Here is a 17457-nt window from a genome sequence, read left to right on the forward strand (position 1 = left end):
GCTGGCCGAGCGCCACATGGTCTGCCCGATGGGGCGCAGACCTTTGCAGCCCAGGACCTGGCTGCTCGAGATGCACTATCAGGCCGACAGTCGGGACAGGCCGCGACGGGTGTCAACCAACAATCATGGAACGTGAGAGAACCAACGGTTCTGCCGCCTGCCCACGAAAACGCGGTGCCCCTCCTACAGCCCTGGGGCTTTCCACATCGAGGTGGTGACACCCGTATCGACGAGGGCGCGTTGGGGCATGTAGGCTTTTCGCCACCGCTCGGCCGCGTCCGCATAGAGCGCCGCGTTGTTGCGGTTCGGCTTCACGACCGTCTCGACCCGCGAGAATGCCTTTCCGGCCTCTTGCATGTCGGAGAATTGGCCGGCTCCGACGGCGGCCACGGCGGCGCATCCCAGTGCCGTGGCTTCGCGCACGACGGGGATTGCGATATCGCGTTGCAGGACGTCGGCCAGGATCTGCGCCCACAGAGCCCCCTTGGAGGCGCCACCGGCGAAAGTGACCAAATCGCCGATGTCGGTGTCTGAAAAGGCTATGACCCGGCGCAGGTTTTCCGCAGAGACGATGGCCGCGTTTTCCTCCAGTGCGCGGAACAGGCTGGCCGGAGTGGTGTGGCTGGGCTCGATCGACATGTTCAGGAAGGAGGGGGCGGCGTGGTACCAGGCGGCGAAGTTCATCGCGTCGGAAAAGACCGGGATGATCCCGTTCGCGCCGGCTGGAACTTGCGCCGCCTGCTCCTCCAGTACCTGATAGGGGTCGACGCCACGACGTGCGGCTTCGGCGATCTGGGCCTCGCAGAACGTGTCGCGGAACCAGCGCATCGTCAGGCCAACGAAGAACGAGATACACTCGGCCTGGGCCAACGGGGCCACGGCATGAGGATTGACCCGCACCATCATCTCGGGGTCGGTGCGTCCCGCAGGCAGGTTCACGACCTGCTGCCAGAACGATCCCCCGAAGATGGCGGCATTGCCGGGCTCGGTGACGCCAAGCCCGACGCTTCCCATCTGGACATCGCCGCCTCCTGCCACGACGAGGGTGCCCTCGGTCAATCCGGTCTCCGCCGCGGCTTTGGCCGTCAGTCTGCCAATGCTCTCGCCGCTCGCGACGACTGGCGGGAACAGGCCGCGCGGCAGACCGGCAGCTTCGATCAGAGCGTCGGACCAGTCGCGGGCGGCAAGGTCCATCAGCCCGGTCGTTCCGGCGTTCGACGGCTCTGCAGTGATCTCGCCGGACAACCGGAAGGCGATCCAGTCGTTGATCATCGAAATTCTCGCGACACGTTCCCACAATTCCGGACGGTTTCGCCGGACCCATTCGAGGCGGGGCCAAGCTCCCAGGGCGAATGTCTGGCCGCTTTTCTCGTAGAACCGCCGCTCAAGTCCCGCCTCGCGCGCCTTGAGTGCCGCGACTTCGCCACCCGCGCGTCCATCGACGTTGGCACAGGCCCAGATCTCGTGACTCTCGGCGTCGTAGAGCACGATGGCCTCGCGCATGCTGGTGCTGCTCACCGCGGCGATCTCGCTGGCGCGGATTCCGGCCTGTGCCACGGCGGCCTTGATGCAGCCGCAGAGGATGTCCCAGTTCTGCACGCAGTCGAACGCCATGGAGCCGGGCACGCCATTTTCCGCGCGATGCGACCATTCCTGCTGACCGACGCTGACCTGCGCGCCGGTGTCGTCGAAGACCACGGCGCGGCCACTGCCGGTGCCTGCGTCGATTGCCAGATAGTAATGGGTCATGTGTCGCTCCGTTCCAGTATCGCTTCGGCGGTGGGCTGATCCGTAACCAGCGTATTGATGTAACCGCCCCGCATTGCGCCAAGGATCGCGTCGGCCTTCTTCACGCCTGCCGCGGCGCCGATGACCGTGTCGATCGATGCAAGGCGGTCGAGCGAGACCGAGACCACATGGTCGTGCAGGTCGAGCGGAAGCACCTTGCCTTCGGCGTCGTAAAAGAAGCCGAGGATGTCACCGACCGCTCCCTGGCGCCGGAACAGGCTGAGTTCGGAACGGCTGCAATAGTCGCTGCGAACCAGTGTCGCCTCATGAGACAGTGAGCCGACCCCGACAAGGGCCACCCGCGATGTAAGGGCCATGTCGATGATGTCTCGCACGAAGGGTTCGTCGCGCAGCGCGTTGGCGAATTCGCTGGACGAGACGCGCAGCGGCGTCGGAATCAGGTGGATGTTGGACAGTTTGCCGAACCCGCTGCCGTTGAGGTAGGTCGCGACCCCGCCGGTCAGGCTTACCAACTCGATCTGGCCCTGCGTCAGAAGCGGTGTCATCTGCTGGAGCGTCTTGCTGACAGTTTCACCCCAGCCGATAGAGAGGAGTTCGCCGGGTTCCAGTTTCTGCATGAGGAGTTGCGCGGCCGCCAAGGCCACGCGGGTGCCGGCGTCGCCCTGGCCAAGCGCGGGCACCACCCGCGCGTCGCGCAGGCCGAAGCGCTCGATCAGCGTGCGCTGCTGGCGAAAGCAGCCGGCATATGGAGAGTTGATCGTGACCTGGATGATCCCGGTCTGGCGCCCGCGGTCCAGCAGTCGCGAGACCTTGATCCGCGAGATGCCGAGCATGTCGCCGATCTCGCCTTGGGTCAGGCCGTCCTGGTAGTAGTACCAGGCCACCAGCGCCAGTTGCTCCTCATCATCCGGAGAAAGCTGGCCTGCGGCACCTTCTTGATCATCTTTTCCAATCACCGAACATTTTCTCCGATCTCGGAATGTGAGCACATCTAAGATCAGTCAAATATGCCCGTCAATGATGAAAATTCGAGCAGAATTTTGTTGACGAGAGATCATCACGAATGATCAAATGGTTTACAAGAATCAAAAATGATCACTCTACGATGTGGGGTGACGATCAGTGGAGGCTGATTTGGCACGAGGAAACAGCACGCAGCCGGTCGGTGGGGTCGAAGCGGTGTCCAGCGGGGGCTGGCGCGAGAACCTGCCGCCGCTTCTGGGGCCGACTAAGGTGCCGCTCGCAGCTCCGGCCGTGATGCTGTGCATCATCGTGGTGGTGATGCTGGTTGCGGCTCCGGCCTTCTTCTCCGTCGGGAACCTGCGCGCGATCGCGATGGATGCGTCGCTGATCATGCTGCTGGGCGTGGGAATGACCGCCGTCATCACCTCGCGCGGGATCGACCTGTCGATCGGCGCGATCCTGATCCTGTCGAGCGTCGCCTTCGCCGCCGCGCTCAAGGATTTCGGGTTTCCCCTGATCCTCGCGGTCTGCGTCGGTCTCGCGGTCGGGGCGCTCTGCGGCCTCGTGAACGGGCTGCTGGTAACAAAGCTGAAGATGCCCGATTTCATCGTGACCCTTTCCACCGAACTGGTGTTCCGCGGCCTTGCGCTGGTCTATGCTGGCGGTGGCGTGTTCTTCGGCTTTCCGGAGGCGATCAAGTTCCTTGGCCGCGGTCGCATCGGCGAAGTACCGATGCCCCTGATCGTGGCGCTGGTCGTCGTCGTGCTCGCGCATCTGATCTTCGCCTACCACCGCATCGGTGTGCGGCTTCATGCCGTGGGCGCCAACCCGGTCGGTGCAAGGCGCCTCGGCGTGAACGTCCAGCGCTACCGCATCGGGGTCTACGTGTTCATGGGCGTGATCGCGGCGATTGGCGGCATCATGCTGACCGGGCGCCTGGATGCCGTCGTCGCCTCGGGCGCGGTGACTATCCTGCTCAACACAATCGCGGCGGTGATCGTCGGCGGCACCTTCCTGTTCGGCGGCCGCGGCTCGATCGTCGGCACCTTCCTCGGGGCGTGGCTGCTCGCGGCCATCACCAACGCAGTCGTCATGCTCGGCTTCGAGGCGTTCTGGCAGAACGTCGCCGCCGGCGCGGTGATCCTGATCACCATCGGACTTTACTCGCATCGCAGCGGGCGGAGCGAGGAATGAGGCCCGCAAAAGGGCAAAATCTCTGGGAGGAGAAAACCATGCTGAAAACGACCATTAGGAGCGCATTGCTTGCCGGGACTGCCTTCGCCTTCGCAGGCGTCGCCCTCGCGCAGGACGTGCCGGCGGCGGCCCAAGAACGCGGCTTCCTGCTTCTACCCGAATTTCACGAGATGATGCCGGGCGAGCGCGAGGCCATGGACGCCTTCATGGAGCGTGTGCGCGCCGAGGCGGTTCCGATGGACACCCCGCCGGCCGAGCCGATCCAGATCGCGATCATGTTCCCGAGCCTCGAGACCTCGGACGCCTGGGCGCGGCTGAACCTGTCGATGCGGGCCCGGCTCGAAGAACTGGGCGTGCCCTACGAGGTTACGGAGTTCATGATCCGCCCGGACGAGCATGACCGTCAGTCGACGCAGATCGACCAGGTTCTGGCGGGTGATTTCGACTACGCCGTTGTCGGGCCGTCCGAGTACCAGGTCCAGAAAAGCAACCTCGCACGCCTCGCGGCAGAGATCCCGACGCTGGTGATGAACGTCGTGAACCCTTTCGTCGACACGCTCGGCACCGACCAGCAGCCGCTGACGCATGTCGGCTTCGACCATACCGTCGGCGCCGAGGCGCTGTGCGAATGGACGATCGAGGAGACCGGCGGCGAGGGCACCTTCGCGCTGTTGCACTATGTTCCAGGCTTGATCGACACCCAGCGCTCGAAGTTTTTCGCGGATTGCGTCGAGGCGAACTCCAACATGAAACTCGTCGACAGCTTCGAGGCCAATGGCGACCGTGAGCTGGCCTTCACCGGGGCCAACGCGATCCTGAGCCGGCATCCCGACATCACCATGATCCACGCCGGATCGACCGCCGTCGCGCTGGGCGCACTGGCCGCCGCCACCGAACGGGGCGTGCTGGATGACGTGATAATCAACGGCTGGGGCGGTGGTGCTGACGAGTTGGCGTCGATCATCGACGGCGGTCTCAAGGTCACGGCCTTCCGGGTCAACGACGACTGGGGCGTGGCGGTGGCCGAGGCGATCCGCGCCGACCTGGCCGGCGAAGAGGTTCCGCTGGTCCTTGCGGCGACGATCAACACGATCGACTACCGCTTGACCGAGGAAGAGATCAAGGAACGCACGGACTACGCGTTCCGCTATTCCGGCCAGCTCGACCGCTGATCGCGGCAACGGGCGGGGGCGCAACCGTGCGCCCCCGCTCCACTACAGGGTTGAACCGAAACGAGGTCCCGCATGTCGGTGGTGCTGAAGAACATCACGAAGAGCTACGGCTCGGTGAAGGCGATCGAGAACATCGATCTGGAAATCCATCCCGGCGAGGTGATCGGCCTGCTGGGAGACAACGGCGCGGGCAAATCCACGCTTATGAAGGTGCTCGCCGGCGCGGTGCGGCCGAACGAAGGCACCATCGAGGTCGATGGTGTGGACTATGTCTTCGAAGGCTCATCCGATGCCCGCGCGGCGGGGATCGAGATGCTCTACCAGGATCTCGCTCTCTTCGACGACCTGCCGGTCGTGATGAACGTCTTCATCGGGCGGGAGATCACGAACCGCTTCGGCTTCCTGAGATACGGCGAGATGCGCCGCCGCGCGATGGACATCGTCAACGGATTCTCCGTGCGTAAGTTCGACGTGCGCAACCCTGTCGGGAACCTGTCGGGCGGGCAGCGGCAGGTGTCGGCCATAACGCGCACCATGGCTTTCGGCAGCCGCTACATCATTCTCGACGAACCGACCTCGGCGCTGTCGCCCAGTGCCCGGGACGAGGTGTTGGCCATCGTGCGCGACCTCGCGTCGCGTGGCATCGGCGTCGTGATGGTCAGCCACGACCTCGGGCATGTTCGCCAGGTCTGCGACCGCGTGGCGATCCTGCACCTCGGCACCATGGCTGGCGTGCGCGACATGGCCACCACCAGCCAGGACGAGATCATCTCACTCATCGTCGACGGTCACGCGCCCAACGCCGCCGCCTGACGTCGCTCCAGCCAGGAAAAAGGAAAAGACACATGCGCCGCAAAGGCATTCTCAACGTCAAGCTCAGCCGGGCGATCTCGGAAATGGGCCATGACGACATCATGCTCGTGACTGACGCCGGCTTCCAGATGGCCCATGACGAGCGGGTCATCGACCTCGCGCTCGTGCCGGGTGTGCCGGACCTGTTCACCGTGCTCAAGGCGATCCGGGGCGAGATGTGGGTGGAGGAGTTCGCAATGATTGCGGACGCGAAGGAGAACAATCCCTACGCCTGGAACGGCGTAAGCGCGATCTTTCCCGATGCGAAGGCGGGCACGAAGCCGAACGAGTGGTTCCACGGCGCGTGCTATCAGAATGCCAAGTATATCGTCCGCACGGGCGCGTGGATGCCCTGGGGCAATGTCGCGCTGGTGTCCGGTATCCCGGTACAGGAGTGGTTTGCGAACACCGGCGCGCCGGTGCCGGCAAGCTGGGAAGAACGCCATCGGCTGAACGTCGAGCACGGCCTGGATGGGGTGGAGTGAGGCCATGTTCGTCCAGATCGTTCGCATCAACGTAAAACCCGACCGCGTCGAGGACTTCCTCGACGCCTTCCGGCTCAACTATGAAGGGACCATCAGGGAGCCGGGCAACGTGCGGTTCGATGTCCTCCAGGATCCCGAGGACGAGACCCGCTTCACCATCTACGAGGTATTCACATCGGCAGAGGCCGTCGACGAGCATCGCAAGACCGAGCATTACAAGGAGACCGTGGCACGGCTCGACGACATAATGACCGGAAACCGGACGAAGGAAGTTTTTGATCTGGTGATGTCGGACAAACTATCGGCCTGATCGGCGCCTGCTCCACCGGCGGCGCAGAGCCTGACTTGGCTGCTGATCATACCCGATGTCGCAAGCCGACCGCTTGAAAACCCGTTGGTCAAGGAGACTACGGCGTGGGCTGCGCCCTGTTGGCCGGCACTGGCGCGGGGCTCTTCGATCGGCTCGACGACGCGGTGGCGGACATGGCGAGCGAGACCGAACGGGTGGTCGAACCAAACCGGAATGCCAGCCGGGCCTACGTCAAGATTTCGAGGCGCTGGACCCAGATTGTGGAAAGTGGAGGCGGTTTGGCAGAGGAGACCCTGCGCCCCGCTCTTACGGTCGGCTGGGTCGCGAGACGAAGCACGAAAGGCAAGGGAATGAAATCATTTTGGAATGTCAGCGACGCAGAATCCTGGGAAGCGGCCGCAGGCCCCGAACTTGCGGACCGTGAGCTTGCGCTACGGGTCTATACCTCGCGGCTTCTGGGAAAGGAGCCGGACCTCGTCCTGCATGGCGGTGGCAACACCTCGGTCAAGGTCGTCCGCGACGACCGCGCCGTGATGCATGTGAAGGGTTCCGGCTGGGATCTGGCAACCATCGAGGCGCCGGGCCTCCCGGCAGTCTGGCTTGACCCTCTGATAGAGGCCCGTCAGGCGGAGACGATGCGCGACGAGGACATGGTGGCGCTGCTGCGGGCGGCACTTCTGGATGAGAGTAGCCCCACGCCATCCGTAGAGGCCTTGCTGCATGCCTACTTGCCCGCCAAGGTGGTTGACCATACCCACTCTGCCGCGTGCCTCGCGATCGCCGATCAAGCGGACGGCGCAGAGCGTTGCCGAGAGATCTTTGGCAACGAGCTATGCGTCGTGCCCTATGTAATGCCCGGCTTCCAGTTGTCGCGGGAAGCGGACCGCATCTTCCGCACGTACGGCGAGGGTACCAGGGGCCTCTTCCTGGTGCAGCATGGCCTGTTCTCGTTCGGGGACGACGCGAAGACGTCCTACGAGCGCATAATCCGCTTCACGACCATGTGTGAGGCTTATCTTGAGGCCCGGGGAGCAGCCCTCGCTCCGCAGGAGGAGGCCACTGCCGCGGACGATCCTACCGGGCATCCGGCGGTAGCTGCGCTGCATCGGGTTCTTTCCGGCACGGATCGCTTCTCCGGCGGCCTGCACCTTGACCTGCGGTGCAGCCGGGCGATCACCACCTATCTCGAGCTGCCGGATCTCGATGACGTTGCCTGCCGCGGTACTGCGACGCCCGATCACGTCATCCGCATCAAGCCGCGGCCGGTAATCGGCGAGGCGGGGTTCGGCACCGGTGACTGGCAAAAGGCGGTGGAAGATTTTGCCGCATGGTATGTCGCCTATTTCGAACGCCACGCATCGCGGGCGCATGAGCCCAAAACGATGCTTGATCCCTTGCCTCGTGTCGCCTTGATCCGGGGGCTCGGCCTGGTCGGTATCGGCACCTCGGGGAAGGAGGCGCGGATCGCCGCCGATCTTGCAGAGCAGACTGCCCGGATTGTGCCGTCCGCCGAAGCCATCGGCCGCTTCGAACCTCTGTGCGAGGCCGAGCTGTTCGAGATGGAATACTGGTCGCTGGAACAGGCCAAACTGACGCGGGGATAGAGCGAGCAACGTGCAACGCCCAAGCTGGGGCCATCCTCCAAGGTCGCAGTCACGTGCCCGGCGCGCATCGTAATCCAGAGCCGCCAGGCGATGATGTACTGTACCGTCCCGGGCTTGTCGGAGACCTATAGCTTCATTTCACGCGACCATATCGAACACGTCGCGCTGTGCATAGAAGTTCTCTTCGGCCTCGGCTGGCGGGATAGCCTGCCGAATGTGCATGAGAATGATATCGAAGCCCCTGGCGCGCGCATCGTGGAGCAGGTCCAGCTTTGATGGATGTGAGAAGACGGTCTCGGTGACGAAATCCTCAACTCTGTTCAGGAAATCCTGACATCTGCTGGCCGCGATCCGGGCAGCCTCGTAAGCGGCGTCCGGTGAAGCATCGCCCAGCTCGTCGCGCTGGATGATGTCGGCGTTGATGAAGGGGGCTCTGAAGTTCGGAGCCACGCGGGTGGCGTAGAGCGTCGACTTGCCAGCGCCGTTGGCGCCCGCAAGGACAATCATGGTTGAACTTATGCTGCCGGATCAGGTTTCGCGTGGACCAGGTTGCCTTTTTCGTCGAGACCGACGCCGAGGCCGCGGCGGCGTCGATCGGCGAAGAAGGCCTCTTCTTCCGGCCCGGGCTCACCCATGAGGCCGGTGAAGCGATCCAGCCAGTAGCTCTTTTCCTCGGGGGTAAGCGCGCGGGTCTGCATCTCGCCGGCGAGGACGGCAGAGATCTTCGTGTGATCGAGTTTGCCGGAGATCTCGACGGCGCGTCCGATGCGCACCTAGTGCGAGATCTGTGCGCCGAGTGAGCGATCTTGCAACACAGCTTCCTGCCGGGCGCAATCGACAATATCGTCGTTCAGGTTCAAAGTCTTGGCCATGTGAAAACCTTCGTAGAAGCATTTAGGTTTCATTTTGACACCTGCAAGTCAAGTTCACACTTCGTGAAAGCAGGGATCGGCGGCACGGCGACAAGCAGCTACGAGGATCTCGCAATGGCAATGCGGCAGCACTGCGCGAACCCCGCGAAAGAGATCGCCGAGCTCTATCGGCGCATGGTCTTTGGCATTCTGGTCAGGAACACCGACGATCATCTGCGCAATCACGGCATTCTGCGTGCGGGCGGCGGTTGGCGGCTGTCTCCCGCTTTCGACATCAACCCCGAGCACCGGCCGGGCGGCCGGATGCAGACCGCGATCTCCGAGATCCACGGCAACCAGCCCTCGGTCGAGGCCGCGCGGCGTCTCTAAACGGTACGCTCGGCCCGCACGCCTGTCGCATTCCGGAATCTGGGACATGCTTGGCCCCGGCGATAAAAAATCGCCGGGGCCTCTTGAAGCTCAGGGTGCATATCGCCCCAGGTTAGGCATCGGCGCCGAGGCGACTTGTCCCGACAAGAAGGCAATAGAGCAGCGAGAACAGCCGAAGGAAGAGGTAGTCCTTCAGCTGCCGATTTTCCCCGAGATCAGTCTTGCCGATTTCGTGGTGTCGGATCCGCCATTCGTTTCCAATGTCGGTAAGAGCCTTCATCTCGGCGTCCAGCATGGCCGCATGTTCGGGCGAACTTGCCACCCGCTCGATAAGTTGCTCCACGGAGAACTTCTTGTTCGTGTGGAGCTCCAAGGTCTTCACCCGTTCAAATGCGTCCCAGAGCTTCTCAATGGCATCTTGACCCGCTGAAGGATCTCGATCGAAGAACCGGGTGCGTGCAGTCTCCAGTAGATCATCTGTAGCGCGATCTCCGGTCTGGAATCTCGCCCTCCCAAGAATCTCTGCAGCCGGGGCATCTACCAGACGGTAGATGCGACCGTCTGTTCTCATCTCGTAAGCGATACCCTTCCGCCCAAAGATCGCATTGACCTCACTGATGTAATCCTCGAGGCCGGTGGCGCGGTCCCAGCGAAGATGGTCGTGCTTGTAGTAATCATGCCAGCCTCGCGAGGCGGGCTTGCCGACGTGTTGCGCGCACCATTCAAGGGCATCGAACACAACTCCGATCGACGGAAGCGTTCGGTCTTCATCGGCTCGATGCCAATGTTCCTGCAACTGGCTCTTCCAATCTTTCAGGTCTGGAACCATCCCATACAAGGAGGCGTCGAACAGGGCCTCATCGGTGCCGCAGGGAGTGCCGCTGTCATTGCAGGTTGCGGGGAAATCTATCCCAAACGCGTTGGTCGCCTTGAGTCGGTCAATCAAGGCCGAGATCGCGCGTTGGGTGTCGAGATCGAGTTCGATGAAGCGACGCACTTTGAGCGTGGAACTGATGCTCACGGCAATATCGGTCCGACATATGATTTATGCATCGAGCCTCACGAGTGCTCTTGCGAGCGCATGCTCGGCGACGAAACGCATCGCGTGTCCCGCCTCGATCTTCTTGAGCGCGGCTTCGATCTTGATGCCGTAATGGGTCGTCTTCCAGTGGCGAGATGCGGTGTTGGATACGACCACGTAGTCGGTCTCGTCGGTTACCGTATTCTTGAGCGTGCCGCCGCGGCGCGCAATCTCGTCGCCGATCAGCGAGCGCGGCCCCATGCTCATCTTGCCCGTCAGCACGAAGACCTTTCCTTCGAGATCGATCGCGCCCGCATCGGTGATCGGAACGGTGGGCGACAACACGCCACCGATGTTGGCAACACCCGTGTCGGCATGCCCGTCGGTCACAAGCGCGGCGATCCACTCCCGGATCTCCTCGGCCTCTTCCTCGTCGAGGATGGCGTCGGCGAGCGCCGCGTCGACCGCCCAGCGCAGATCCGCGAAGATCGGGGCCTCGGCGAGGGCCGGGTCTGAGTGGAAGCGGGCGTGAATCTTGCGCGCTTCCCCAGAGGTAATCCGACCGTCGCAGATTATGCCTGCGCAGAAGCCGAGGAAGGTGTTGATGATGTCCTTCTCCGCTGCGTGCTCGGGGTCGTCGAGGGTTTCGCGCAGGGCGTCACACTGGATCGAGATGGCGGTCATCAGATCCCCGTCCGCATCATCGAGCGCCTCGGCCAGCATGTCGGTGACCCGACTTTCGCCGGCATCGCCGAAGAAGGCGTCGATCTCGCGCGCCTCGGCGACCAGCGCCTCGGACTCCCCCTCCTCGATCCCGTCGGAGGCCGCGACGCCTTCGAGGAATCCAAGCCAGTAGAAGCCCCGCTTGCGCGTCGTTGCCGTGCGGTTGAAGCAGTCGTAGGCCTGGTCCGCGCGCCACTGCTCGATGCGGGCCAGGACTTGCTCTGACAGGGAGGGTTTTGGGCTGGCGTCGACCGCACTCGACGGGGCGGCGAACGGTCTGCTGGCTTCTTCGAAGAGCGTCGCCTGGCGGTCATCCTTCGACTCGGCCTTGGCCGCCTTCTTGGCCGTGACCTTTTCCTCTTGTTCGACCTTCAGGGCTTCCACGGCCTCGGCGGCGCGCGCCGTGGCCTCCTCGGCGGCTTTCCGGGCCCGTTCGATCGCCTCGGCGCGGGCCTGCTGGTGCTCGGCCTCCTCGGTCTGCGCGCGTGCCAGTGCGGCGTCGAGCGCCGCGCGTAGCTTTTCGATCTGGCCTCGGGAATCGCGGAACCAGTCGGTCGACCAGATCCGGTGGAAGTGCCAGCCAAGCCCTTCGAGCACCTGTTGGCGCAGGCGGTCGCGGTCGCGGCTCGAGCGCGAGCTGTGATAAGGCGCGCCGTCGCACTCCACGGCGAGGATGAAGCCGTAGGGCCAGTCCGGATGGCGCACGCCAATGTCGATCTTGAAGCCAGAGGCACCAACCTGCGGCACGGCCTCATAACCCGCTGCCTCAATCTGGGCGATCACGAAATCCTCAAAGGGGCTGTCGGTCTCGCCCCGCTCTACTTCGATGTCGCTGAGCTGACCGGTCCGGGAGAACTCGAGCCAGGCCCGCAGCATGTGCACGCCGTAGGCCTTGCCATCCGCCTGGATGTCGGTGGGCACCATCGAAGAGTAGGTGACGATCTTCTCTTTGGCCCGACTGAAGAGGACGTTGAGCCGGCGGTGGCCGTGCACCGAGTTTACGGGGCCGAAGCGCTGGTAGGTCTTACCCGTCTCCGGGTCGGGCCCGTAGAGCGTCGAGATCATGATCACATCGCGCTCGTCGCCCTGGATCGTCTCGAGATTCTTGACGAAGAACTCCTCGAGTCCGTCGTCCTTCTCCGCCCAGCGTTCGATATAGGCCTCGACATGCGGGTTGCGGGCGCGCTCGCGCTCGAACTCGGTGACGATGAGCTCAGTCTGGTCCTTGTTCATGGTCGCGAGGCCCAGAGAGCGTTCGGGGTGGTCGCGCATATGCTTGATGGCGCCGGCGACGATAGCGCGGGCTTCGGGGATGTTGCGGCCCTTGCGATACTCGCCCTCGACCTTGACGAGTTCGACGCCGAGCTCCGGGTCGCCATCGCGGGCGGCCGGGAAGATCGTGAGCTGGCCGTCATAGACCATCCTATTGGAGATCGCGATGAGGTTGGGGTGGCGCGAGCGGTAGTGCCAGCGCAGCTGGCGCACAGGACCGCGGGCGTCGAGCGGACATCCCCAGGCGATATCGAGAAACTTCTCGCCACCCAAGGTACGAACGTTGACGATGAGCCCCGGACGCGCGGTCGACTGGGTGATGTCGGCGCGACGGCCCGGAAGCGCGCAGATCACCAGATCGCCCGCCACGAGATCGACAGGGCGGCAGTCTTCGTCCTAGATGTCCGGTTCGGCATCACCCGCCCGCTCGTTTCCAGTTGCCTCTGTCTCGCTGCCGACGCTGTGCTTCGCGGCGGGAATGTAGAAAGGCTTGTCGTCGACGAGGATCAGCAGGTGCTCGAGTGCGGCGGTGGCTTCTTCGCTGGCCGGCATCGTGAGCGAATACTGCCGGCTGAGCGAAATGATCCGGGCTGCTACGTCCCTTTCCTCGAGTGCTTCACAGTCATTCCACGGATACGCCGACGGGGCCTTGCGTCCGGATATCGCGGCTTCGAACACGATCTCGTCCGTTTCTGCATTCCGGAGTTGAACGGCAGAAACCTCCCGCCGATCGGTCAGCGCCACCTCGACATCGAGAGTCGTCTGCAGGGCAGTGCTGTTCCCGACAATGATCGGGAAGCCGAACCTCCGGTCGCTGCCGACTTCGATGCCGTAGTCGACGGCATCGAGCAGGTCCTTCAGTTCCAGAAGGCCGTGATCCGAATAGTGCCGGTCGATGGTCGTGCCCTCGAGGTGGCCGAGGATCCTTTGGCGCGTACCGGTGTCGATGCCGAGGCCCATGAGCTTCGAGGACAGCGTGCGCCGCATGGCGTAGATGTCCTCGCGCGCGTCTTGCAGCTTCAGTGTCTTGAAGAGGTTCCGCAGGCGGTCGCCGAAGATCTGTGACCGCCGACCGTGGCTCTTGTCCGGCTGGATCTCAGGGAAGAGCCAGGTTTCGCCCGTCTTCCTTTTGGCGACGACCCATTCCCGGAAGCCAAGGTCGAGAAGGATCTGCGGAATCGGCAGGATACGACGCGATTGCTCGTTTTTCAGCACCGCGTCCTCCTCGTCACCGACGAAGAGGCAAGCCACTTGCCAGATGTGTTGCACCGCCACCGCGAATGCGCCGCGCGGATTGAATGCCGGTATCCAGACGCCGCCGCAGAAATCCGCGAGGGCGTTGTCGTCTCGAATGCCGGGTATGCGGGACAATGCGGACTTGGTAGACGTCATTTGAAGCACGGGACGCAAACCGGAATCTACTCCTGCGATCACAGCTTCGAGCAGAACCGGCCATGGAAAACTACGCAGTGCATGAGGCCATTGTAATCAATTCTTAGTAAGCCATCAATCCACAAGAGACTATTGACAATAATTTGGATAAACGAGTTTCTATTGAAATTTTCCGATTCAAAAATAACAACAACTCTGACAATATTTTATCTTAAATTCAGCTCCGAGAAATTGGCAAATAGAAGAAAGCCACTGACAAGGATCGGCAGGAAAATGAGGTAAAAAACAAGGTTATATCTGTGGTTTTTACTTTTTCGATCGAACAGTTCGTCAGGACGAAACGGCCGCACAAAAAAATGCAAGTAAAATGCAATAACCAAGAATGCGAAGAATGTCGTTATCCAGATTACTTCAAGTATTTCCAATACGTTCTCTGCCATGCTTGAGTAGTGTAGCATCGTCAGAAACAGCGGCAATGTAAAAGATCTTTGGTAAAGTGCATTGCAGGTCGCGGAAGCAAGAGTTCGCTACGCCCCGACGAACTGGTAAGCAGGGCTATGAGCGGCCATTGTGGCCTCATCGGCGCGGCCTGAGCTACAACACGTCCGGTAAGGGGCTTGGATCGTCCCGTAGCCCCCTAAGCATATAACGCGCCTCGGAAAACTTCCGCATAGTCGACATCCTTGCGCCGATACAACTCGAACCACCTCAGGTACAGATCGAGATACTTTGTGGCCGGGCCGCGGAAGCGCGCGCGGATGAATTCCCGCAGCAGTTTGTGGGCATTGTTCACCGTGTTGATGTGATGTGATTTTGGCGTCCGGGCCCCGCGCCGTCCCTTGACGAGCACGAAATGCTCCAGACCCGCCACTCGCGCAATACCCTCGTATTGGATGGCGCCATCCGTGCAGAGAACGGAGTCCCCGCGGATGAGCGGGAGCATCGCGGCGCGCATCGTGGACTCCTTCCTGTTGGCGATGTGCTGCACGCTGGTGTGTCCGCCGCGGTCAGCGAGCGTCAGGAGGGGCCGCCGCCATTTCTGGGCGCGCGGCATGGGAAACCCGCGCTTCGCGCTGTAGAGATGCCATTGCAGTCTCGGCGGCGCGGGATATGTCGTGGGATATGCATGATGCCGCACCCACTCGCGGCTGCCTTTGCGACTTTCGCGCTGGAATGCTTCATCAGCCTCAACGATCCCGCTGAAGCTCTTCGTTTCGGCACCGAGTAGCGTCGGCAAGATCCGCACACGCCAACGCCAGACGGTGTGCCTGGATATGTCGAGCTGCGCGGCGAGCCTCCGGCACGACGAGGGTTGGTCCGAGGCAATGTCCCGGACCATTCGCAGGAGCAGTCCGGGTCGATGAATGCCTTGCAGGACCGTGCCGGTCAGGCCACAGGATGTCCGCAAGCAGCTCATGCATCGGCGTCGCTGTAGGCCGGTGCGCGTCCTGCCCCAGCGTTGCAGCCTGGTCTCGCTGCAATGCGGGCATTCTGCCTTGCTCTCAGCAGATCCGTCGACCTCCAGCACCGCTTCGACCTCGTTCCGGGCGCGGGTAACCACCGTGTCGAGCTCGGCGAACTGGCGAGGTGTAAGTTGCTCGACTTGTTCGAGAAGATGAGCGAAAGTGTCGTGGTGCATATCTGAACTCCAACCAGCGGGGAGTTCGAACATTGGCCGATTCTGCCAAACAGAAGCTTACCCAACACGCTTTGCTGACATTTCCTTGCGGAGCCTCTTTGCAGGCTTTCTCGATCGCCTCCGACAGCAGCATGGGCGGCTTCATGGCGTCCCGGGTCGGCTTCAGCCCATGGTCGATCAGGAGATCCCGCCCGACATCGAGCGGGTCATCGAAGTCCCGCTCCACGCGGGCGTTCAACTCGGCGAGGCGGCGCAGCAGGGAGAGCACTTGCCGGGCAACCGCGGGGGCTTCGACAAAATCGGGGTCGAGGCCGTTCTGCCGCGAGATCTCTCCCGCGAATTCGGAGGCCACCGACCAGTCCCTGGCGCGCTGGGCTTCCCGGATGCGACCGGTTTCTGCGGCGATCCGGCAGAGGCGAGCCTCGGAACTATCGACGGAAGTGTCGCTCTCCTGCCGGGCAATCATTCCGGCCACGGCCCTCCGGACGATTTCTTGCAGCATCGCCTGGACGCGGGCCTCACAGACCGGGCTGTCCTGAAGTTCTTCAAGCACGTTTCTCTCTCCTGCCTCGACCGCGGAGAGCAGATCGACCGACCGCTTTACCGCTTCGGCGAGGAGGTGGGTGCGGAGCGAGACCGACAAAAACGCGGGCGCGCCGAGACAGCGAATTTTTTCGGGCCAGCGCCGCCGGAAGTAGAAGATCCCGTTTCTGCGAACGAGGTGAAGCCCCCATTTTCTCGATGGTTCCCGCGCTCTGCGCCGCGCACGATGTGAACCAGTTTGTGAACCACCACGACGTGGAGACGGGAGGCTGGCCGCGTGATCAACGGCTATCCCATTGGGAAGTATGGAGTTTTTTGAGGTCATTGGCTGGGGTGGTAGGATTCGAACCTACGGTACACGGTACCAAAAACCGCTGCCTTACCGCTTGGCTACACCCCAGCAACGAGCGTTGATTTAGCGGCAGAGGCGACGGGCCGCAAGGCAAAATCCGCCCCTTTCAGAGGCGGATCGGATCGCTTTTCGCCAGCGCATCAAAGCGCATCAGGCTGTGCACCAGCGCCGGCATCCGGTCGAGCGGGATCATGTTCGGCCCGTCGGACGGGGCGGTATCCGGGCTTTCATGCGTCTCGATGAAGACGCCGGCGATGCCCAGGCTTACGGCCGCCCGCGCCATGACCGGCGCGAACTCGCGCTGCCCGCCCGAGGATCCGCCCTGGCCGCCCGGCTGCTGGACCGAGTGGGTGGCGTCCATCACCACCGGATAGCCGGTCTCAGCCATCCGCGGCAGCCCGCGCATGTCTGTGACCAGCGTGTTGTAGCCGAAACTGGTTCCGCGCTCGGTCAGGATGATCCGCTCGTTCCCGGTCGAGGCGACCTTGGCCGCGACATGGTCCATGTCCCAGGGCGCCAGGAACTGGCCCTTCTTCACGTTGATCGCCGCCCCGGTCCGACCCGCCGCCAGCAAAAGGTCGGTCTGTCGGCACAGGAAGGCCGGGATCTGGAGTATGTCGACCGCCTGCGCGGCCGCGGCGCATTGCTCGGGCGCGTGCACGTCCGTCAGAACCGGGCAACCTATCCGCTCGCGCACGGTCTCGAGTATGCGCAGACCTTCCTCCATTCCGAGCCCGCGCTTGCCGGAAAGCGATGTGCGGTTCGCCTTGTCGTACGACGCCTTGAAGACATAGCCCGCCCCGGCATCGGCGCAGGCCGCGGCCATGCGCTCGGCGATCATCAGCGCATGATCGAGGCTTTCCAGCTGGCAGGGACCGGCGATCACGCCAAGCGGTGCGTCGTTGCCGAAGGTGACCGGCCCGACCTGGACACTGCGCATCCCGG

At 62.9% G+C, this 17457-nt stretch carries 16 protein-coding genes, 1 tRNA gene and 1 pseudogene; 7 read left to right on the forward strand and 11 right to left on the reverse strand.

The window, feature by feature from the left end:
• Positions 1–183: 183 nt before the first annotated feature.
• Together lsrK and HMH01_RS05440 are read right to left on the reverse strand one after the other, a co-directional pair.
• Positions 184–1749 (reverse strand): autoinducer-2 kinase, encoded by a 1566-nt coding sequence (gene lsrK, locus HMH01_RS05435; protein ID WP_171323219.1) that lies wholly within the window; start codon positions 1747–1749, stop codon positions 184–186.
• On the reverse strand, positions 1746–2705 hold the full coding sequence (locus HMH01_RS05440; protein ID WP_343035145.1) for a sugar-binding domain-containing protein: 960 nt from the start codon (positions 2703–2705) through the stop codon (positions 1746–1748). Before HMH01_RS05440 ends, lsrK begins: the two co-directional genes overlap by 4 nt.
• Before the next feature lie 178 nt (positions 2706–2883).
• Between HMH01_RS05440 and HMH01_RS05445 the strand changes: the two genes are divergently transcribed.
• The 6 genes from HMH01_RS05445 to HMH01_RS05470 all read left to right on the forward strand — a co-directional run bounded on the left by HMH01_RS05445 (position 2884) and on the right by HMH01_RS05470 (position 8329).
• Positions 2884–3906, forward strand: coding sequence for an ABC transporter permease (locus HMH01_RS05445; RefSeq protein ID WP_171323221.1), 1023 nt, complete (start codon positions 2884–2886; stop codon positions 3904–3906).
• A gap of 38 nt (positions 3907–3944) precedes the next feature.
• Positions 3945–5078, forward strand: a complete 1134-nt coding sequence (locus HMH01_RS05450; RefSeq protein WP_171323223.1) for a substrate-binding domain-containing protein — start codon at positions 3945–3947, stop codon at positions 5076–5078.
• A 72-nt stretch (positions 5079–5150) separates the two neighbouring features.
• Positions 5151–5891, forward strand: a complete 741-nt coding sequence (locus HMH01_RS05455; RefSeq protein ID WP_171323225.1) for an ATP-binding cassette domain-containing protein — start codon at positions 5151–5153, stop codon at positions 5889–5891.
• 32 nt (positions 5892–5923) lie between these two features.
• Complete coding sequence (locus tag HMH01_RS05460) at positions 5924–6415, forward strand: RbsD/FucU domain-containing protein (protein ID WP_171323227.1); 492 nt, start codon at positions 5924–5926, stop codon at positions 6413–6415.
• Between the two features lie 4 nt (positions 6416–6419).
• Complete coding sequence (locus HMH01_RS05465) at positions 6420–6725, forward strand: antibiotic biosynthesis monooxygenase (RefSeq protein WP_171323229.1); 306 nt, start codon at positions 6420–6422, stop codon at positions 6723–6725.
• 104 nt (positions 6726–6829) lie between these two features.
• Entirely contained in the window at positions 6830–8329 is a 1500-nt protein-coding gene (locus tag HMH01_RS05470; protein WP_343035146.1) for a class II aldolase/adducin family protein, read from the forward strand.
• Positions 8330–8467: 138 nt separating this feature from the next.
• Here the strand turns inward: HMH01_RS05470 and HMH01_RS05475 are convergent, their stop codons facing one another.
• Entirely contained in the window at positions 8468–8836 is a 369-nt protein-coding gene (locus HMH01_RS05475; RefSeq protein ID WP_171323231.1) for a hypothetical protein, read from the reverse strand.
• 8 nt (positions 8837–8844) lie between these two features.
• On the reverse strand, positions 8845–9102 hold the full coding sequence (locus HMH01_RS05480) for a hypothetical protein (RefSeq protein ID WP_216366760.1): 258 nt from the start codon (positions 9100–9102) through the stop codon (positions 8845–8847).
• Positions 9103–9135: 33 nt separating this feature from the next.
• Here HMH01_RS05480 and HMH01_RS05485 point away from each other — a divergent pair, with 33 nt between their 5' ends.
• The gene (locus tag HMH01_RS05485; protein WP_216366761.1) at positions 9136–9570 is read left to right on the forward strand and encodes a HipA domain-containing protein; all 435 of its coding nucleotides are present in this window, start codon (positions 9136–9138) and stop codon (positions 9568–9570) included.
• 112 nt (positions 9571–9682) lie between these two features.
• On the opposite strand, the gene HMH01_RS05490 is transcribed toward HMH01_RS05485, so the two are convergent.
• The 7 genes and pseudogenes from HMH01_RS05490 to kdsA all read right to left on the reverse strand — a co-directional run bounded on the left by HMH01_RS05490 (position 9683) and on the right by kdsA (position 17452).
• Positions 9683–10591, reverse strand: a complete 909-nt coding sequence (locus HMH01_RS05490; protein ID WP_171323233.1) for a hypothetical protein — start codon at positions 10589–10591, stop codon at positions 9683–9685.
• Between the two features lie 24 nt (positions 10592–10615).
• Positions 10616–12955 (reverse strand): AAA domain-containing protein, encoded by a 2340-nt coding sequence (locus HMH01_RS05495; RefSeq protein WP_343035147.1) that lies wholly within the window; start codon positions 12953–12955, stop codon positions 10616–10618.
• A 27-nt stretch (positions 12956–12982) separates the two neighbouring features.
• The gene (locus HMH01_RS05500; RefSeq protein ID WP_171323235.1) at positions 12983–13978 is read right to left on the reverse strand and encodes a site-specific integrase; all 996 of its coding nucleotides are present in this window, start codon (positions 13976–13978) and stop codon (positions 12983–12985) included.
• A 637-nt stretch (positions 13979–14615) separates the two neighbouring features.
• The gene (locus tag HMH01_RS05505) at positions 14616–15650 is read right to left on the reverse strand and encodes an IS1595 family transposase (RefSeq protein ID WP_171323237.1); all 1035 of its coding nucleotides are present in this window, start codon (positions 15648–15650) and stop codon (positions 14616–14618) included.
• Positions 15651–16245: 595 nt separating this feature from the next.
• Positions 16246–16485, reverse strand: a pseudogene (locus HMH01_RS18040) (hypothetical protein); the annotation flags it as partial.
• A tRNA-Gln gene (locus HMH01_RS05515) sits at positions 16486–16560 on the reverse strand.
• A gap of 58 nt (positions 16561–16618) precedes the next feature.
• The gene (gene kdsA, locus HMH01_RS05520) at positions 16619–17452 is read right to left on the reverse strand and encodes a 3-deoxy-8-phosphooctulonate synthase (protein WP_171325238.1); all 834 of its coding nucleotides are present in this window, start codon (positions 17450–17452) and stop codon (positions 16619–16621) included.
• Positions 17453–17457 lie beyond the last annotated feature (5 nt).

This window comes from Halovulum dunhuangense (genome assembly GCF_013093415.1).
Taxonomy (GTDB): Bacteria; Pseudomonadota; Alphaproteobacteria; order Rhodobacterales; family Rhodobacteraceae; genus Halovulum; species Halovulum dunhuangense.

Bases quoted from the DNA above. Each gene is read 5' to 3' on its own strand.
- kdsA (WP_171325238.1), bottom strand. From the start codon at position 17,452: ATGCGCAGTGTCCAGGTCGGGCCGGTCACCTTCGGCAACGACGCACCG.
- HMH01_RS05505 (WP_171323237.1), bottom strand. From the start codon at position 15,650: ATGTTCGAACTCCCCGCTGGTTGGAGTTCAGATATGCACCACGACACT.
- lsrK (WP_171323219.1), bottom strand. From the start codon at position 1,749: ATGACCCATTACTATCTGGCAATCGACGCAGGCACCGGCAGTGGCCGC.
- HMH01_RS05455 (WP_171323225.1), top strand. From the start codon at position 5,151: ATGTCGGTGGTGCTGAAGAACATCACGAAGAGCTACGGCTCGGTGAAG.
- HMH01_RS05500 (WP_171323235.1), bottom strand. From the start codon at position 13,978: ATGACGTCTACCAAGTCCGCATTGTCCCGCATACCCGGCATTCGAGAC.
- HMH01_RS05475 (WP_171323231.1), bottom strand. From the start codon at position 8,836: ATGATTGTCCTTGCGGGCGCCAACGGCGCTGGCAAGTCGACGCTCTAC.
- HMH01_RS05465 (WP_171323229.1), top strand. From the start codon at position 6,420: ATGTTCGTCCAGATCGTTCGCATCAACGTAAAACCCGACCGCGTCGAG.
- HMH01_RS05460 (WP_171323227.1), top strand. From the start codon at position 5,924: ATGCGCCGCAAAGGCATTCTCAACGTCAAGCTCAGCCGGGCGATCTCG.
- HMH01_RS05450 (WP_171323223.1), top strand. From the start codon at position 3,945: ATGCTGAAAACGACCATTAGGAGCGCATTGCTTGCCGGGACTGCCTTC.